At 60.2% G+C, this 17,928-nt stretch carries 1 protein-coding gene (only partly in view); it reads left to right on the top strand.

Features of this window, described 5'->3' with window-relative positions; all coding sequences use genetic code 11:
• Positions 1–38 precede the first annotated feature (38 nt).
• A protein-coding gene (locus ISP18_RS01200) for an amino acid adenylation domain-containing protein (RefSeq protein ID WP_380016211.1) crosses the window boundary here: on the top strand, positions 39–17,928 show its 5' end (the start). The gene runs 19,163 nt beyond the window's last position; the window shows 17,890 of its 37,053 coding nt (coding positions 1–17,890); the start codon lies at positions 39–41; its stop codon lies beyond the right edge, outside the window.

Here is a 17,928-nt window from a genome sequence, read left to right as displayed (position 1 = left end):
AGTGGTAGCTAAAAACAATCCATGGGATGTGCGTGATCATGAACGTTCGTCAGGATCAAGTTAGTGCAAATACGTCGTCCCCCGATCACGATACGGCCGGCAACCCCGTCCACGGTCGTCGTGAAGATTGCGATATCGCCATCATCGGCATGGCTTGCCGTTTTCCCGGCGCCGACGATTACAACCAGTACTGGGCGAATCTATGTGAGGGCTTGTCGAGCGTGCGCGAGGTTCCGCCCAATCGCTGGGACAAGGATGCCTGTTATTCGACCGATCCGCGCGAGAAGAACAAGTCGGTCAGCAAGTGGGGCGGTTTCATTGATGGCGTCGAATATTTTGACGCGGATTTCTTTGGCGTCTCCGCGCGCGAAGCGGAGGTGATGGATCCGCAGCAGCGCCTGATGCTGGAACAGGCGTGGGCATGTATCGAAGACGCCGGCTACGATCCAAAGGTATTCAGTGGTAGCCGCACCGGTGTTTATATCGGGGTTTTCACCTTCGATTACCGCGAACGCCTGGGAAAATTGCTCGATACTATCGAGGGGCATGTTTCTACCGGTACACATACGGCACTCATTCCCAATCGCATCTCGTATTTTCTGAATTTGCACGGCCCGAGCATGCCGATCGATACGGCTTGCTCCAGTTCACTGGTTGCTCTACATAAAGCCGCGCATGCGATCCGGCGCGGCGAGTGCGATCAAGCGCTAGTGGGCGGGGTCAGTGTGTTGTGTAGCCCCACGCATTTCATCTCGTTCTCCAAGACCGGCATGTTGTCGCCGGACGGAAGCTGCAAGACCTTCGACGAGCGCGCCAACGGCTATGTGCGTGGCGAAGGCGCGGCGATGGTGCTGATCAAGCCGCTCAAGCAAGCCATTCGCGACGGTGATCGCATTGCCGCGGTACTGCGTGGCTCCGCCGTCAATCATGGCGGACGCGCCCGTACCGTTACTTATCCGGGTTCGTTGGCGCAGTCGAACGTAATTACCGCTGCCTTGCGCGAGGCGGACGTGCCGGTGAGTACGGTCACCTATGTCGAGGCGCACGGTACCGGTACGCCGAAAGGTGACCCGATCGAAGTGGAGGGTCTGAAGCTGGCGTTTTCGCGCATGGCGGAAGATCGCGGTGAAATCCTGGGCGATAACTTCTGCGGTCTCGGCAGCGTCAAGACCAATATCGGCCATCTCGAATCGGTGGCTGGCATGGCCGGCCTGATCAAAGCCATCTTGTGCATGCGGCACCGGACGCTTCCGAAGCTGGTGCATTACCAGCAACTCAATCCGCGGATCTCGTTCGACGGTAGTCCGTTCTACATTGTGGATACCGCAAGGCCATGGTTGGCGTTGAGCGATGCTTCCGGACGAACCATTCCACGGCGCGCAGGTATCAGCTCGTTCGGCTTCGGCGGCGTGAACTCGCATGTGGTGATTGAGGAATATCTGGCGCCCGAGTCATCGACAGTTGATGCTCCGATTGCGGCCGAGCCTGCGCTGGTGCTGGTGTCGGCAAAGACCGAGGCCGTGTTGCGTGACAGCGTGCATCGCTTGCTGGGCACCATTGCGTCGCCGGAGCTACAGCAGGCTGGGCTGGCCGCTGTCGCTTACACCTTGCAGGTGGGGCGCCGAGCGATGGCAGCGCGGTTGGCGCTGGTGGTCGACTCTTTCGAGAGTCTACGCGCGCGGTTGGAAGATTGGTTGGCGCAGCGCGCCGCACCCGGCGATGTACTGTTTTCGCTGCTGTCGCCGGATGTCCTTACGCAGTTGAGTCAGGGCACTGAGGACGAAGCGTTGTCCAAAAGCCTCGCCGCACGCGATCTCAAGACGCTGGCACAGGGCTGGATCGAAGGGCATGAGCCGGACTGGGTGCGACTGCATGAAGGACACAAACGTCGCCGGCTAGCGTTGCCGACCTATCCGTTCGTGCGCGAGAAGTATTGGGTCGAAGCACAATCGCTGGAGGAAACGGTGACGTCTCCGGCGACTATCCATCCACTGCTTCATCGCAATACGTCCAATGCTTTCGGGTTGCGCTTCACCAGTCGCTTTACCGGTAGGGAGTTTTTCCTAGCCGATCACGTGGTGCAGGGTGCGCGTACGTTGCCGGCTGCCGCGCAGCTGGAAATGGTGCGCTGCGCGGTGGAACAGGCGCTCTCCGCGCAAGGGCGTTACCGCATCAAGGATGTGATGTGGTTGCGGCCGATCATGGTCGGTGAGCAGGCGCTGGATCTGCATGTTGCTTTGTTTCCCGGCGACAACGGCGAGTTCGGCTTTGAGTTGTTCAGCGGCGATGATGGTGATGAAGGTGTGGTGTATGGCGAGGGTTCGATCGTTTCCGCCACTTCGTTCGATCCGCCGTCGCGACACGATCTCGATGCGCTACGCCGCGATTGCACGCGTTCGCACCTGAATGCGACGGCTTGCTATCCCGCGTTCCAGCGGTTCGGCTTGGACTATGGCCCCGCACATCGCAGTCTTGAGGTTCTACACGTTGGTGGCGAGTTGGCGCTGGCGCGGATCGTATTGCCGGACGTGGTGAGGGAGAAGTGGGAAGGCTACGTGCTTCATCCCAGTGTGCTCGACGCGGCCTTGCAGGCGACGATCGCGTTCCAGGCCGAAGCCAACGGTGGCTTGGATGCAGCGAATCTGATGCTCCCATTCGCGCTTGGCTCCCTCGATATCTGGGGTACTTGCCATGGCGATATGTGGGCGGTGATCCGCCGCAGTGCGGGGCACACGTTGGACGATGCGCTGCAGAAATTCGATATCGATCTTTGCGACGAAACCGGCGAGGTGCAGGTGCGGTTGAGCGAATTCAGTGTTCGCGCCGCCAACCAGGTCAGGATGGATGAGCCGGTCCGCATGGCACTGCTTCATCCGAAGTGGACTGCGCAAGCTGTCGACAAGTTGGCGCCGTCTTACGTAAAGCATGTGACGCTTTTGTGCGGAATGGATGTGGACACCGTGGCCGCGGTACGTGCGCACCTGGATGACACGAACTGCTTTGTCTTTGCTTCGGAGCGGGATTTCGCATGCGTTTATGTCGACGCCGCGGAATGCCTGTTGCAACAGCTTCAACAGCTGGGTCGCGAGGCCGGGCAGCATCTGGTGCAAGTCGTGGTGCCGAATGAAGGTCTGCAAAGCATCTTCGCCGGTCTCGGCGGCATGCTGCGCACGGCGCAGTTGGAATATCCACATATCATCGGCCAAGTGATCGGCGTAGAGCCTGGCCAGGATTTAGCGCAGTTGTTGCTGGATAACCGGCATAGTTCAGCCTCGCGGTTACGTTACGTGGCTGGTGAGCGCCAAGTAGCTGACTGGACCGAGCTGACGGCAGCCGAGCAATGCAATGTCTTGTGGCGCGAACGCGGCGTATACCTTATTACTGGTGGCGCGGGTGGCCTGGGCATGATCTTCGCGCGCGATATCGCACAGCGGACCAAGGGCGCGACACTCATTCTTGTCGGCCGTTCGCACCCGAGCGAAGCGGCGCAGGCGAAGTTTGCCGAGCTGGAGTCGCTGGGAGCGACCGTGCGCTATCGCGCGCTCGATGTCGGGGATCGCAAAGCAGTGCACGACGCCGTGCGCGAAGTGGTGGCCGAATTCGGTGCGCTGCACGGTGTTCTGCATGGCGCGGGCGTGCTCCGCGACAGCTTCATCATGAAGAAGACGCCGGAGGATCTGGCGACCGTATTGCACGCCAAGGTGGCTGGCACGCTGCATCTGGATGAGGCAACCCGCGATCTCGTGCTGGATTGTTTCGTATGCTTTGCCTCGATTTCCGGCGTGCTGGGCAATGTGGGGCAGGCAGACTATGCGGCGGCGAATGCATTCATGGATGCGTTTGCGCATCATCGCAATGCGCTGAAAGCGCAAGGCCTACGGTACGGTCACAGCTTGGCGATAGATTGGCCGCTGTGGGATGAAGGCGGCATGCAGGTGGACGAAGCTCTGCGACAGGGTTTGACGCAGCAGCTTGGTCTGCTTCCCTTGTGCAGCACGAACGGCTGCGCGGCGTTGACGCATGCCCTCGCTAGTGGCCAGCCACAGGTACTCGTTGTCGAGGGCATGATTCAGCGCTTTATGTCTGAATTGGTGCCGGAAGCCAAAGCGGTAACTGTGGGCACGCCGCGCAAAGAAGATGCAGCCGATACCGGCCCCGACGAATTGCAGGATAAGGCCGAGCGTTATTTCGTACGCCTGTTGTCTAGCACGCTCAAGCGACCGACGCACAGCATCGACCCACGCGCGCAGATGGAGGTCTATGGCATCGACTCCATCCTGGTGATGGAGTTGACCCGTGCGTTGGAGCAGGTCTTCGGTTCGCTGTCGAAGACGCTGCTGTTCGAGTACCAGACGCTATCCGCGTTGACCGGCTATTTCCTGCAGCAGCATCGTGCGCGCCTGATCGAATTGCTGGGCGAGAACCCGCGCGAAATACCACCCACCGCGCAACCGCGCGAAGCCGGCGCACCTGCCGCTGCAGCACCATCGAGTGTTCGTCGCCCGCGTTTCGGACAGCGTGAGGGTGTCTACGAAAAGCGTGCGGTTGCGTCTTTGGAAACGAGCCCCATCGGCGACATCGCTATCGTCGGTGTGGCAGGTCGCTATCCTCAGGCGATAGACCTTGACCAATTCTGGGCCAACCTAAGTCAAGGCCGCGACAGCATCACTGAGATTCCGCTGGAACGTTGGGATCACACGCAGTACTTCGATGCGGATCGCAGCAAGACCGGCAAGACCTATGGTAAGTGGGGCGGCTTCATCGACGGCGTGGATCAATTCGACCCGCTGTTCTTCAATATCTCGCCGCGCGAAGCGGAGCTGATGGACCCGCAAGAGCGGCTGTTTCTGGAGTGCGTGCACGCCACGCTTGAAGATGCCGGCTATACACGCGACAACGTAACCGAAGAGGGTGACGTCGGCGTGTTCGTCGGCGTGATGTACGAGGAATATCAACTGTTCGCCGCGCAAGAGCAGGCCAGGGGACGCAATCTGGCCTTGCTCAACAGTGCCGCGTCGGTCGCGAACCGAATCTCGTACTTCTGCAACTTCAATGGTCCCAGTCTCGCACTGGACACGATGTGCTCGTCCTCGCTGACGGCGATCCATCTGGCCTGTCAGGCGCTACAGCGTGGCGGTTGCTCGGTGGCGATCGCCGGTGGCGTGAACGTGTCGGTGCATCCGAACAAGTACCTCATGCTCGCGCAAGGCAAGTTCATTTCGGGTAAGGGGCGTTGCGAGAGTTTCGGTGAAGGTGGCGAGGGCTACGTACCAGGTGAGGGCGTGGGTGCAGTTTTGCTCAAGCCGCTGGCGCAAGCACAGGCTGATGGTGATCACATCTATGGCGTGATCAAGGCGACGGCTATTAATCACGGCGGCAAGACCAACGGCTACACGGTGCCGAATCCGAATGCGCAGGCGAAGGTTATCGAACGCACCTTGCGCGAGGCGCGAATTGACGCGCGAGCGGTGAGTTATATCGAAGCGCACGGTACCGGCACTAGCCTGGGCGATCCGATCGAGATCGCTGGTTTGAGCAAGGCATTCCGGCAGTGGACGAGCGATCGTCAGTACTGCGCCATCGGTTCCGCCAAATCTAATATCGGTCACTGCGAAAGTGCGGCCGGCATTGCCGGTGTGACCAAGGTGTTGCTGCAGCTCAAACATGAGCAATTGGTACCGAGCCTGCATTCGGACGTGTTGAATCCGAATATCGATTTTGCGCAGACGCCCTTTGTCGTGCAGCAGGAGCTGTCACCATGGCGGCGACCGGTGCTGGATATCGATGGCGTCAAACGCGAATATCCACGCCTCGCCGGCATCTCGTCATTCGGTGCGGGCGGCGCGAATGCGCACGTGGTGATCGAGGAATATCGCGAGTCCACCGGCGCTGCAGCCACGCTCGATAGTCCCGCGCTGGTGGTTCTGTCGGCGCGACAAGAAGAACGCCTGCGCGAACAGGCGCAGCGTCTGCTGACCTTTCTCGATACGCGGTCCAACGCACAGCAGATCGCCCTGGCCGATCTGGCCTACACGCTGCAGTTCGGCCGCGAAGCCATGGAAGAACGGCTGGGTATCGTCGCGCACTCGCTCGACGATTTGCGCGAGAAACTTCGTGCTTATGTTGCGGGTGAGGCCGTTGTCGACGAGCTGTATCGCGGACAGGTTAAGCGTAACAAGGAGGCGCTAGCCGCATTCGCGGGTGACGACGACTTGCCGACGATCATCGATGCGTGGTTCGCCAAGGGCAAGCACAGCAAGTTGCTGGATCTGTGGACGAAGGGTCTATCGTTCGATTGGCAGCGTCTGTATACGGCAAGCCAACGTCCGCGTCGCATCAGCCTTCCGACTTATCCGTTCGCACGGGAACGTTACTGGATTCCGCTCGGTGACGCGACTCGCACTGCCGCTTCGTCGACTGCCACAGTGCTGCATCCGCTATTGCACCAAAACACTTCGAACGTCGACGGGTTGCGTTTCAGTGCACACTTTAGCGGCGAGGAATTCTTCCTGGCCGATCATCTCGTGCAAGGTCATCGCGTGCTGCCGGGCGTGGCGCAACTGGAAATGCTACGTTGTGCGGCGAAGCAGATTTTCGACACCGACGAATGGCTCCAATGGAAAAGCATCGCATGGTTTCGCCCTGTTCGGGTCGGCGCTGAGGGCATCGATCTGCATCTTGCGCTTACCCAGCGTGAGGATGGCGATCTCGACGCCGAAATCTATAGCCAGCAGGAAGATGGCGAGGCGGTGGTTTACAGTCAGGGCGTGGTTGCGATTGAGGCGGCGGCTCCAGGTGCGACGACACACGATCTCGCGGCCATAAAGCGGCAGTGCGTCGTCGCACATATCCAGTCGGCGGAGTGCTATGCGCGCTATGAATCCTTCGGCTTGCAGTACGGGCCATCTTTCCGTGGGCTGAGCGAGCTGTTCGTCGGCCAGGGAAAACTTTTGGCGCGAATCGTGTTGCCGGCTTCCGCGCAGGCTACTTGGGGCAACTATGTGTTGCACCCGAGTGTTATGGATGCGGCCCTGCAGGCGACGCTCGGTCTGAATCCACAGGCATCGACGCTGATGCTGCCGTTCGCATTGGGTAGCCTGGAGATTCTGGCGCCGTGCAAGGCAAACATGTGGGCTTTCGTACGCGCCAGCGAGGACGTTGCGACGGATAGGGCCGTGCAGCGGCTCGACATCGACTTGTGCGACGATAACGGTGTTGTGTGCGTGCGCTTGCGGCAGTTTGAGCTGCGTGCGGCGATCAGTGCCCAACTACGCGAAGAGCCTCATACGGCGGTGTCGATCACTGACGAGTCGGATCAGGCGTTGCTGCTGCGACCAATCTGGACTGCCACATCGGCGTTATCTACAGCGAAAGATGTGCCGACCAGACATTTGGTGCTGCTGTGCGATTTACTGGAAACCAGCGTCGCCGAGCTTGAACGGCGCATTCCCGGTGCGGTGTTTTTTGAGTGCGCGCCTAAGCCTGATCTGGCTACCGGTTACGGCGCGGCAGCTGTTACGTTGTTGGAGCAGCTTCAGTCGCTCAGTCGCGAGGCAGGTCATTCCCTAATCCAAATTGCGGTGCCCGCTGGGGTGCCATCTCGTAGTTTCGCCGGCCTAGGTGGCATGCTGCGTACCGCGCAACTGGAACATCCGCGTATTCGCGGACAAGTGATCGACGTCGAGTCAGGGCAGGATGTCGCGCAAGTCTTGCTCGACAACCGCGATGACGCAGCCTCGCGGCTACGCTATGTACAGGGCGCGCGCCATGTCGCCGGCTGGGAAGAGTTCGCAGCACCGGCCGCAGCAGTCGGTCCGTGGAAGGCGAGCGGGGTCTACCTGATTACCGGTGGTGCCGGCGGTCTGGGCCTTAGCTTCGCACGCGAGATCGCTACACAAGTACGTAACCCGGTCCTGATCCTGACCGGACGAACGCCGATACACGAAGGCATTCAAGCGCATATCCGTGAACTGGAAACTCTGGGCGCGGTGGTGCGCTATCAAGCGATGGACGTCAGCGACTCCGATGCGGTGACGGCGCTGGTGCGTAGCATTCCCGAGGAATTCGAAAGCCTGGACGGGATCATCCACAGTGCCGGTGTGGTGCGCGACAGCTATATCGCAAAGAAGACTTCCACGCAGCTGCGTGAGGTGTTCACTGCCAAGGTGGACGGTACGTTGCATCTGGACGAGGCAAGCCGCGACATGGCGCTGGATTGCTTCATTGTGTTTTCGTCGATTGCCGGTGCGATCGGAAACGTCGGGCAGGCGGATTACGCGGCGGCCAATGCGTTCATGGATGTGTTTACACATCAGCGCAATGCGCTGGTGGCGCAAGGGCTGCGTCGTGGTCGCACGCTGTCGGTGAACTGGCCGCTGTGGGAAGAGGGCGGTATGCAGGTGGATGCGGCGACACGCGCGATGCTTGCGCGTCAGCTTGGCATGCATCCGCTCGGTACGTCAGACGGCGTGACGGCGTTACGCCAGGTCTGGGCCAGTGGAGAAACGCAGTCCATGGTGGTGGCCGGTGATGCGGCGCGGATTCGTGAAGTACTGGTGGGTGGTTCCTCAACTGCGGCAACACTACCTCAGCGTCACCCCGGCGAAGGCCGGGGGCCAGTAGAAATACATCGTGCGCAGCACGCAACATCCGTTTCGAATACTTCGCGCGACGTGTTCAAACTGGATTCCTCGCTCCTCAAAGCCGAGCACGTCCATGTGCTCTCCCCGCGTGCCGGCCTTCGCCGGAATGACGGTGAGGCAATGCCGAACTTGACGGAACAAGTGAAACACACACTGGTCGGTCTGGTGTCCGCGTTGATCAAGGTACGCCCGGAAGATATCGATGGCGAAACCGCACTGAGCGAATACGGCTTCGATTCGATTTCGCTCACAGAGTTCGGCAACGCGATCAATCAGCGCTATCAGCTGGCTTTGCAGCCGACGATCTTCTTCGAATACCCCACGCTGGATGACCTGGCTGGCTATCTGGTGCGTGAGCATCATGCTTCGCTGGCGTCGCACGGCATGGCGGCATCTCGCGCGCCGACTATGACAGTCGTATCGCCAAAGGTGGATGCGGTTTCGCCGGTGCGAGCGCAGGAACGTGTGCGTACGCGTGGCTGGAGCCGCTCCATCAAGGCGACGTCAAGTTCCGCACCTACGAACGAGCCGATCGCGATCATTGGCATGAGTGGTCAATTCCCGCAGGCCCCCGATCTGGATACGTTCTGGCGCAATTTGATGGAAGGTCGCGATTGCATCGGCGAGATCCCAGTCGAACGCTGGGACTGGCGTGCCTGGCATGGCGACCCCGCGCATGACACCAACCGCACCAATATCAAATGGGGCGGTTTTATCGACGATGTCGACAGATTCGATCCAATGTTCTTCGGCATCTCGCCGAAGGAAGCTGAGCTGATGGATCCGCAGCAGCGTCTGATGATGATTCACATCTGGAAGGCGCTGGAAGACGCAGGTTATGCCGGCCCCGCCTTGGCGGGCAGCGACACGGCCATTTACGTCGGCACGATGGGGACGGGTTATAGCACCTTGATTGCGCGCGCGATGACGGCGATCGAGGGTTATTCGTCCACCGGCGCGGTGGCTTCGGTCGGTCCGAATCGCATGAGCTATTTCCTCGATTTCCACGGACCCAGCGAACCGGTGGAAACGGCCTGCTCCAGTTCGCTGGTGGCCTTGCGGCGCGGGGTGGCGGCGATCCAGAGCGGCGAATCGTCGATGGCGTTTGTCGGTGGCGTCAATACGTTGATCACGCCGGATCTGCATATCAGTTTCAACAAGGCAGGCATGCTGAGCGAGGATGGTCGCTGCAAAACCTTCTCCGCCGACGCGAATGGCTATGTGCGCGGTGAAGGCGTAGCAATGCTAGTGTTGAAGAAGCTCGCCGATGCCGAGCGTGATGGCGACCATATTTATGGCGTAGTGCGTGGTGTGGCAGAAAATCACGGCGGTCGCGCCAATTCGCTGACCGCACCCAATCCAAATGCGCAGGCTGCTGTCGTGCGGCGTGCCTATGAGCAAGCCGGTATCGATCCGCGCACGGTGAGCTATATCGAAGCGCATGGCACCGGCACCGCGCTGGGTGATCCGGTGGAGATCAACGGATTGAAGGCGGCCTTCCAGGGACTGTATGCGGCGACGGGCGATAGCACCGTTAACGCCCCGCACTGTGGACTGGGTTCGGTCAAGACCAATATCGGCCATCTCGAATTGGCGGCCGGTGTGGCGGGCGTGGTGAAAGTGCTGTTGCAGATGAAGCATCGGACGCTGGTGAAGAGTCTGCACAGCGAACAGCTCAATCCCTATATCCAGCTGGAAGGCAGCCCGTTCTATGTGGTGGGCGAGACGCATGAATGGGCTGCGCTTCGCAATGCGCAAGGCGAAGTCTTGCCGCGCCGCGCCGGAGTCAGCTCATTCGGCTTTGGTGGTGTGAATGCGCACGTTGTGTTGGAGGAGTACATCGCGGCCGCGAAGCTACCGTTGATCGATAGCCCGGCAGCGGTGGTTCTGTCGGCACGCAATGAAGAACGTTTGCACGAGCAAGTGCAACAGCTGGTGAATTTTCTGGATTCGCCGTCGGCGCAGGGCATCGTGCTGGCCGATCTGGCGTATACGTTGCAGGTTGGCCGCGAGGGAATGGAGGAGCGGTTAGGTTTGGTAGCTGACTCGCTTTCTGATCTACGCGAAAAATTGATGCGCCTCCTCGGGTCAACTCCCTCTCCACTTCGGAGAGAGAGGATAGGGAGCTACGATCTCGCGCTATATCGCGGCCAGGCGCGGCGCGAGAAACATTCGGCATTACCCACGAACGACGAAGCCATGGTTACCGCGTTGCGCGAATGGGCAGCGCAAGGGCGGTGGGATCAAATAGTGGAACGCTGGGTCACCGGCCAGCGTGTGGACTGGTCCAGCCTATATGGCGAACGCAAGCCGAGCCGCGTCAGCCTGCCAACCTATCCTTTCGCACGCGAGCGCTATTGGATCACTACAGGCGACGCGAACTTGCCCGCGACGCCCGCCGCATGGAACGCGCTGCATCCGTTGCTGCAACGGAACACCTCGAATCTGCTAGGACCGCGTTTCAGCAGCTGCTTCGATGGGCATGAATTCTTTCTCGCCGATCACGTCGTGCGCGAACAGCGTGTGCTGCCGGGCGTTGCTCAGCTGGAAATAGCGCGCTTCGCGGTCAGTACGGCGCTGGATGGGGCGGCCCAGCTGCATCTGAAAGACATCGTGTGGGAACGTCCGGCGCTGGCTTCTGTAGAAGGCATGGAGCTGCATGTTTCGTTGCGTCCGGAGGATCGCGGCGACATCGCCTACGAGATTCACGCCGAACCAGTCAATGACGAGGTCGCGATCTACAGCCGTGGCGTGGTGACGGAAGTGGCTGCGTCGGCCGAGCCCGTCATGCACAATCTGGCGAGCTTGCGTGAGCAATGCACGCGAGCGCATTTGGATGCTACGGCTTGCTATGCCATGTTCGACCGGCTTGGTCTGCGCTACGGCGAAGGCTTCCAAGGGTTGCAGGCATTGTTTGCCGGCGATGGCGTGGTGCTTGCGCAGATTGCATTGCCAACATCGCGGCTGACGACCAAGGATCGGTATGTATTGCATCCGAGTCTGCTGGACGCGGCTTGGCAAGCGGCGATCGGTTTGCTCATCGGTGCCGGCCGCGAACCCAAGCTGATGCTGCCGTTCGCCCTGGATCGTCTCGACATTCTTTCGCCTTGCACCGACAACATGTGGGCGGTCGTGCGGCCGAGCGATCACTATGCAAACGGCGATGCCGTGCAGACGGTGGACATCGATGTGTGCGATGAGCACGGTAACGCATGTCTACGATTCCAGCGGCTCGGATTGCGCGTGCTAGGCGACTCGCCGGCAGGCGATGGTTCTCGCCACGCGGATGAGGGCACCTCCTCGGTGACAGCGTCGCAACATGTCACTGAGACAGCGGAACTCACCGAAGCTGTGGCGGATAGCGTGGATGACATGCATGAGCGCGCCATTCGCCACTTCGTGCGCTTCCTGTCCATCACGCTGAAAGTGCCGGCGCAAAAGATCGATCCGCAAGCGCAATTGGAGGCGTACGGCATCGATTCCATCATGGTGCTGGAGCTGACGCGTGCGCTGGAGCGGCAATTCGGGCAGCTGCCGAAGACGCTCTTCTTCGAATATCAAACGCTCGCCGCGTTGAGTGGATATTTCGTTCGGCAGCATGGCGTAGTGATGGCGGAGTTGCTGGGCGAAAAACGTGCTGTCGCCGCGGTCGCCACCTTGCCTTCTGCAAGCAAGATAGAGCGTGCCGCTGTGGCGCCGATCGCGCAACAGGCACGGTATATATCGACAGACCGCACGCGTCATGCTGCGAGTGATGACGTCGGCGACATCGCGATCATCGGTGTGGCAGGCCGTTATCCACAGGCGATGGACCTGGACCAGTTCTGGGCCAACCTCAGTCAGGGTCGTGACAGCATTACCGAGATTCCACTGGAGCGCTGGGATCACGCGCGCTACTTCGACGAAGACCGCAGTAAGCCGGGCAAGTGCTATGGCAAGTGGGGCGGTTTTATCGACGGTGTCGATCAGTTCGATCCACTATTCTTCAACATCTCGCCGCGCGAAGCGGAGTTGATGGATCCGCAGGAGCGGCTGTTCCTCGAATGCGTGCACGCCACGCTGGAGGATGCAGGCTACACGCGCCATAACGTGACGACCGACGGCGACGTTGGCGTGTTTGTTGGCGTGATGTATGAGGAGTACCGGATGTTTGCCGCGCAGGAACAGGCGCTAGGTAGGCCGATCGCGGTACCGGGCAGCCCTGCTTCGATCGCCAACCGCATCTCGTATTTCAACAACTTCCATGGCCCCAGCTTGATGCTTGACACGATGTGTTCGTCGTCGCTAACGGCGATCCATCTGGCTTGCCATGCGTTGCAGCGCGGTGATTGCTCGGTGGCGATCGCCGGCGGCGTGAATGTGTCGGTTCATCCGAACAAGTACCTCATGCTCGCGCAGGGCAAGTTCATCTCCGGCAAGGGGCGTTGCGAGAGTTTTGGCGAAGGCGGCGAAGGCTATGTGCCGGGCGAGGGTGTGGGCGCGGTGCTGCTTAAGCCACTCGCGCAAGCGCAGGCCGATGGCGATCACATCTACGGCGTGGTCAAGGCGACGGCCATTAATCACGGTGGCAAGACCAATGGCTTCACCGTGCCTAATCCGAATGCACAGGCCAAGGTCATCGAGCGCGCGCTGCGCGAAGCACGCATCGATGCGCGCGCAGTTAGCTATATCGAGGCGCATGGTACTGGCACGAGTCTGGGCGATCCGATCGAGATTGCTGGCTTGAGCAAGGCATTTGGACAGTGGACAAGCGATCGCCAGTACTGCGCGATCGGTTCGGCTAAGTCGAATATCGGTCACTGCGAAAGTGCGGCTGGTATTGCCGGCGTCACTAAAGTGCTTCTGCAGCTCAAGCACGGACAATTAGTGCCGAGCCTGCATTCGGATGTACTTAATCCGAATATCGATTTCGCGCAGACGCCTTTTGTCGTGCAGCAGGAACTGTCGTCCTGGGAGCGTCCCATGCTGGACGTGAACGGCATCAAGCGCGAATCCCCGCGTCTTGCCGGCATTTCATCGTTCGGTGCAGGCGGTGCAAATGCGCATGTGGTGATCGAAGAATGCCCTGCGCCGGTGGAAGCGGCGTACGCGCCGCAAGGTCCGGCATTGGTGGTGCTTTCCGCCCGCACTGCGGATCGCCTGCAGGAACAGGTGTATCGCTTGTTGTCGGCGCTCGAGTCGGGCGTTGAGTATGCGCTGGCCGATCTTGCCTACACACTGCAGGTCGGCCGCGAGGCGATGGACGAACGCCTGGGTATTCTGGTGCAGTCGGTCGATGAGCTGCATGAAAAGCTTGCCGCTTATGTGTCTGGCGAAACGGTAATCGATGAGCTGTATCGCGGACAGGTGAAGCAACATCAGGACACGTTGCTAGGTTTGGCCGGGGATGACGGCCTGGACGCGATGATAGACACCTGGGTGGCCAAGGGACGCCTCAGCAAGATACTTGAGCTGTGGGCGAAAGGTTTGCCGTTCGATTGGCGGCGGCTGTACACGCAAGGGCGGTATCCGCGCCGGATCAGCCTGCCGACCTATCCGTTCGCGCGCGAGCACTACTGGATTCCGACCGGCCCGGCATTGGAAACGAGTGCGGGAACCCTGCATCCGCTCCTGCATCGCAACACGTCGACCTTCGCTGCGCAACGTTTCAGCTCGCGCTTCAGTGGCTCGGAGTTCTTCCTGGCCGATCACGTCGTGCACGACGTGTGTGTACTGCCGGCTTCCGTGCAATTGGAAATGGCTCGGCGCGCGGTGAGTGAGTCGATCGGTGAGATGGTTTCTCTGCGACTGCGTGATGTGACGTGGCTGCGGCCGGTCGTGGCGGATGCCGAGGGTGTGGAGGTGCATTTGTCGCTGCAGCCGCAAGGCGATGACACCGTCACCTTCGAGTTTCACGGCGATGACGATACGACGGTATATAGCCAGGGCAGTGCAGTCATTGTTGCGGAGGTCACGACACCGTCCTTCTATAACCTGGATGAGCTGCGTGTGCAGAGCGACGTTGCGCGTCTGGATGCGCAGCAGTGCTACGCGCTGTTCGATCGCATGGGTCTGCACTACGGCACCGCGTTCCAAGGTGTGCAGGAACTCTTGATTGGGAAGAGCCTGGCGTTCGCGCGAATCGCGCTGCCGATGGCGTTGCAAGCCACGCAAGGCGATTACGCGCTGCACCCCAGTCTGCTCGATGCGACGCTGCAAGCCGCGGTCGGCCTCGTGCATGCGGGTGACGATTCGCGCACGGATACGTTATGGGTACCTGCTGCCCTAGGCGCGCTGGACCTGCTGGGGCCATGCCCCACGAGCATATGGGCGATCGTGCGCCCCAGCCTTGGTGAGACGGCAGACGATACATCGCTGCTGTTCGATATCGAGCTATGCGATGAGGCCGGTACGGTATGTGTGCGTCTTGAAAGGCTCGCGCTGCGCGCGTCGACTGCGCGAACCATGTCTGCATCATCCAGTCAGATCTTGCTGGTCAGCCCTGCATGGGAAGCGCTTCGCGTCAGCGGTGCAAAGAGCCACGACATCGCGCGGCATCTGATATTGCTGTGCGATCAGGATGCAGCGTGCGCAGAGCGGGTGCAAACGCGGATACCCGATGCTAGCTGTGTGGCCTTTGCAAGTGGATTGGATCTCGCACGGACCTATTCCGATGCAGCGCAGTATCTATTGCAGAAACTGCAGGCACCGGGGCGCGAAACGGGTCGGCACGTGGTGCAAGTGGTCGTGCCGAACAGCGGGGTGGGCCATGTTTTTGCTGGCCTTGATGGCATGCTGCGCACCGCGCAGTTGGAATACCCATACATCACCGGACAGGTGATCGGTGTAGAGCCGAACCAGGATGTGGCGCAAGTCTTGCTGGATAACCAGTACGAGTCGGTGTCGCGAATTCGCTATGTTGAAGGTGAACGCCAAGTCGCCGGTTGGGAAGAATTGCCCGGATTGGGCGACATCCCGACGCCATGGAAAGACCGTGGCGTGTACCTGATCACCGGCGGCGCTGGCGGTCTTGGCCTGATCTTCGCGCGGGATATTGCCAGTCAGGCACAAGGCGTAACGTTGATTCTCACCGGTCGTTCGTTACCGACCGAGGCTATGCACGCGAAGTTTGTCGAACTCGAAGCACTGGGTGCGACGGTGCGCTATCGCGTGCTGGACGTGGGAGATCGCGAGGCAGTGAATGCAACCCTGCGCGATGCAATAGCCGAATTCGGTGCGTTGCACGGCATTCTGCACAGCGCAGGCGTGCTGCGCGACAGCTTTATCATCAAGAAGACACCGGACGAGTTGGCTGCGGTGCTTCGCGCCAAGGTCGATGGCACGTTGTATCTGGACGAAGCTAGTCGCGACCTCGCGCTGGATTGTTTTGTCGTCTTTTCGTCGGTCGCTGGTGCGGTTGGCAATGTGGGCCAGGCGGACTACGCAGCAGCGAACGCGTTCATGGATGCGTTCGCACACCATCGCCGCGACCTCGTTGAGCAAGGCGCGCGGCATGGACGCACTTTGTCGATCAACTGGCCGCTGTGGGAGGAGGGCGGCATGCAGGTGGATGACGCCACGCGTCGCTACTTGTCGCAAGCATTGGGCATGACGCCGCTGCGCACGGCTAGCGGTTGCGCGGCACTAGCGCAGGCGCTGGCATGCGGTGCCCCGCAGGTGCTGGTCGCCGAGGGTGATCGCGAGCAGTTGAGGGCCAGTTTGTTTGGTCATGTCGTTGCAAAGCCGGAAGTGGCGATATCCACACTGGCTGTTGCGGAACCAGCGACAGATGATCTGCATGAGCGGGCGCTGCGTTATCTGCTGCGCCTGCTGTCGACCACCCTCAAGCTGCTGCCGCAAAGCATTGATGCAAACGCGAGGCTAGAGGTTTACGGCATCGACTCGGTGATGGTGCTGGACCTTACCGCCCAACTTGAAAAAGTGTTCGGTCCGTTGCCGAAGACCTTGTTCTTCGAACATCAGACGATCGTATCGCTTACCGATTATTTCCTGCGGCAGCACCGCTCCGCGTTGATCGCCTTGCTCGGTGAAAAGATGGCGGTTGCAACACCGGCGAAAGTGGCGAAGGCTACGACCCGTTCGGCGATGCCGACGATAAGTCCGCTGCGCTCCCGTTTTATCTCGCGCAGCACACAACCGTCCGTGGACGAGATCGCAATCGTTGGCTTGGCCGGGCGTTATCCGCAGGCGAGCGATCTACAGCAGTTCTGGACCAATCTCAGCCAAGGTAAGGACGGCATTACCGAAATTCCGCTGGAGCGCTGGGATCATGCGCGCTACTTCGACGAAGACCGCAACAAGGCCGGCAAGACCTATAGCAAATGGGGCGGTTTTATCGATGGCGTGGATCTTTTCGATCCGCTGTTCTTCAATATTTCGCCGCGCGAAGCGGAACTGATGGATCCGCAGGAACGGCTGTTCCTGGAATGCGTGCACGCTACGCTAGAAGACGCCGGCTACACGCGCGACAACGTTGCCGCCAATGGCGATGTTGGCGTGTTCGTCGGAGTGATGTACGAGGAATATCAGCTGTACGGCGCGCAGGAACAGGAGCGTGGTCGTGCCTTGGCGGTGCCAGGAAGTCCGGCTTCGATCGCCAATCGTATCTCGTATTTCTGCAATTTCAGCGGCCCGAGTCTGGCGCTGGATACGATGTGTTCGTCTTCGCTGACCGCGATCCATCTTGCTTGTCAGGCGTTGCAGCGTGGTCAGTGTTCGGTGGCCGTCGCCGGCGGCGTGAATGTGTCAGTGCATCCAAATAAGTACCTGTTGCTGGCGCAAGGCAAGTTCATCTCCGGCAAGGGGCGCTGTGAGAGCTTCGGCGAAGGCGGTGAAGGCTATGTACCTGGTGAAGGTGTGGGCGCGGTGTTGCTCAAGCCACTCGCGCAGGCGCAGGCCGATGGCGACCACATCTATGGCGTGATCAAGGCGACGTCGATCAACCACGGCGGAAGGACCAATGGCTACACCGTGCCGAATCCGAATGCGCAGGCTGCAGTGATCGAGCGTGCCCTGCGCGAAGCCCGTATCGACGCACGTGCAGTGAGTTATGTGGAGGCGCACGGCACCGGCACCAGCCTGGGCGATCCGATCGAGATTGCCGGCCTGAGTAAGGCCTTTGCGCAGTGGACGAGCGACCGCCAGTACTGCGCGATCGGTTCGGCCAAATCGAATATCGGCCATTGTGAAAGCGCCGCCGGCATTGCCGGTGTCACCAAGGTGCTGTTGCAACTCAAACACACGCAATTGGTGCCGAGCCTGCATTCGCGCGTACTCAATCCGAATA

Source organism: Dyella humi, assembly GCF_044904605.1.
Classification (GTDB): domain Bacteria; phylum Pseudomonadota; class Gammaproteobacteria; order Xanthomonadales; family Rhodanobacteraceae; genus Dyella_B; species Dyella_B humi.
Note: the sequence above shows the minus strand (reverse complement) of the source record. Positions and strands in the feature narration are given on the sequence as shown.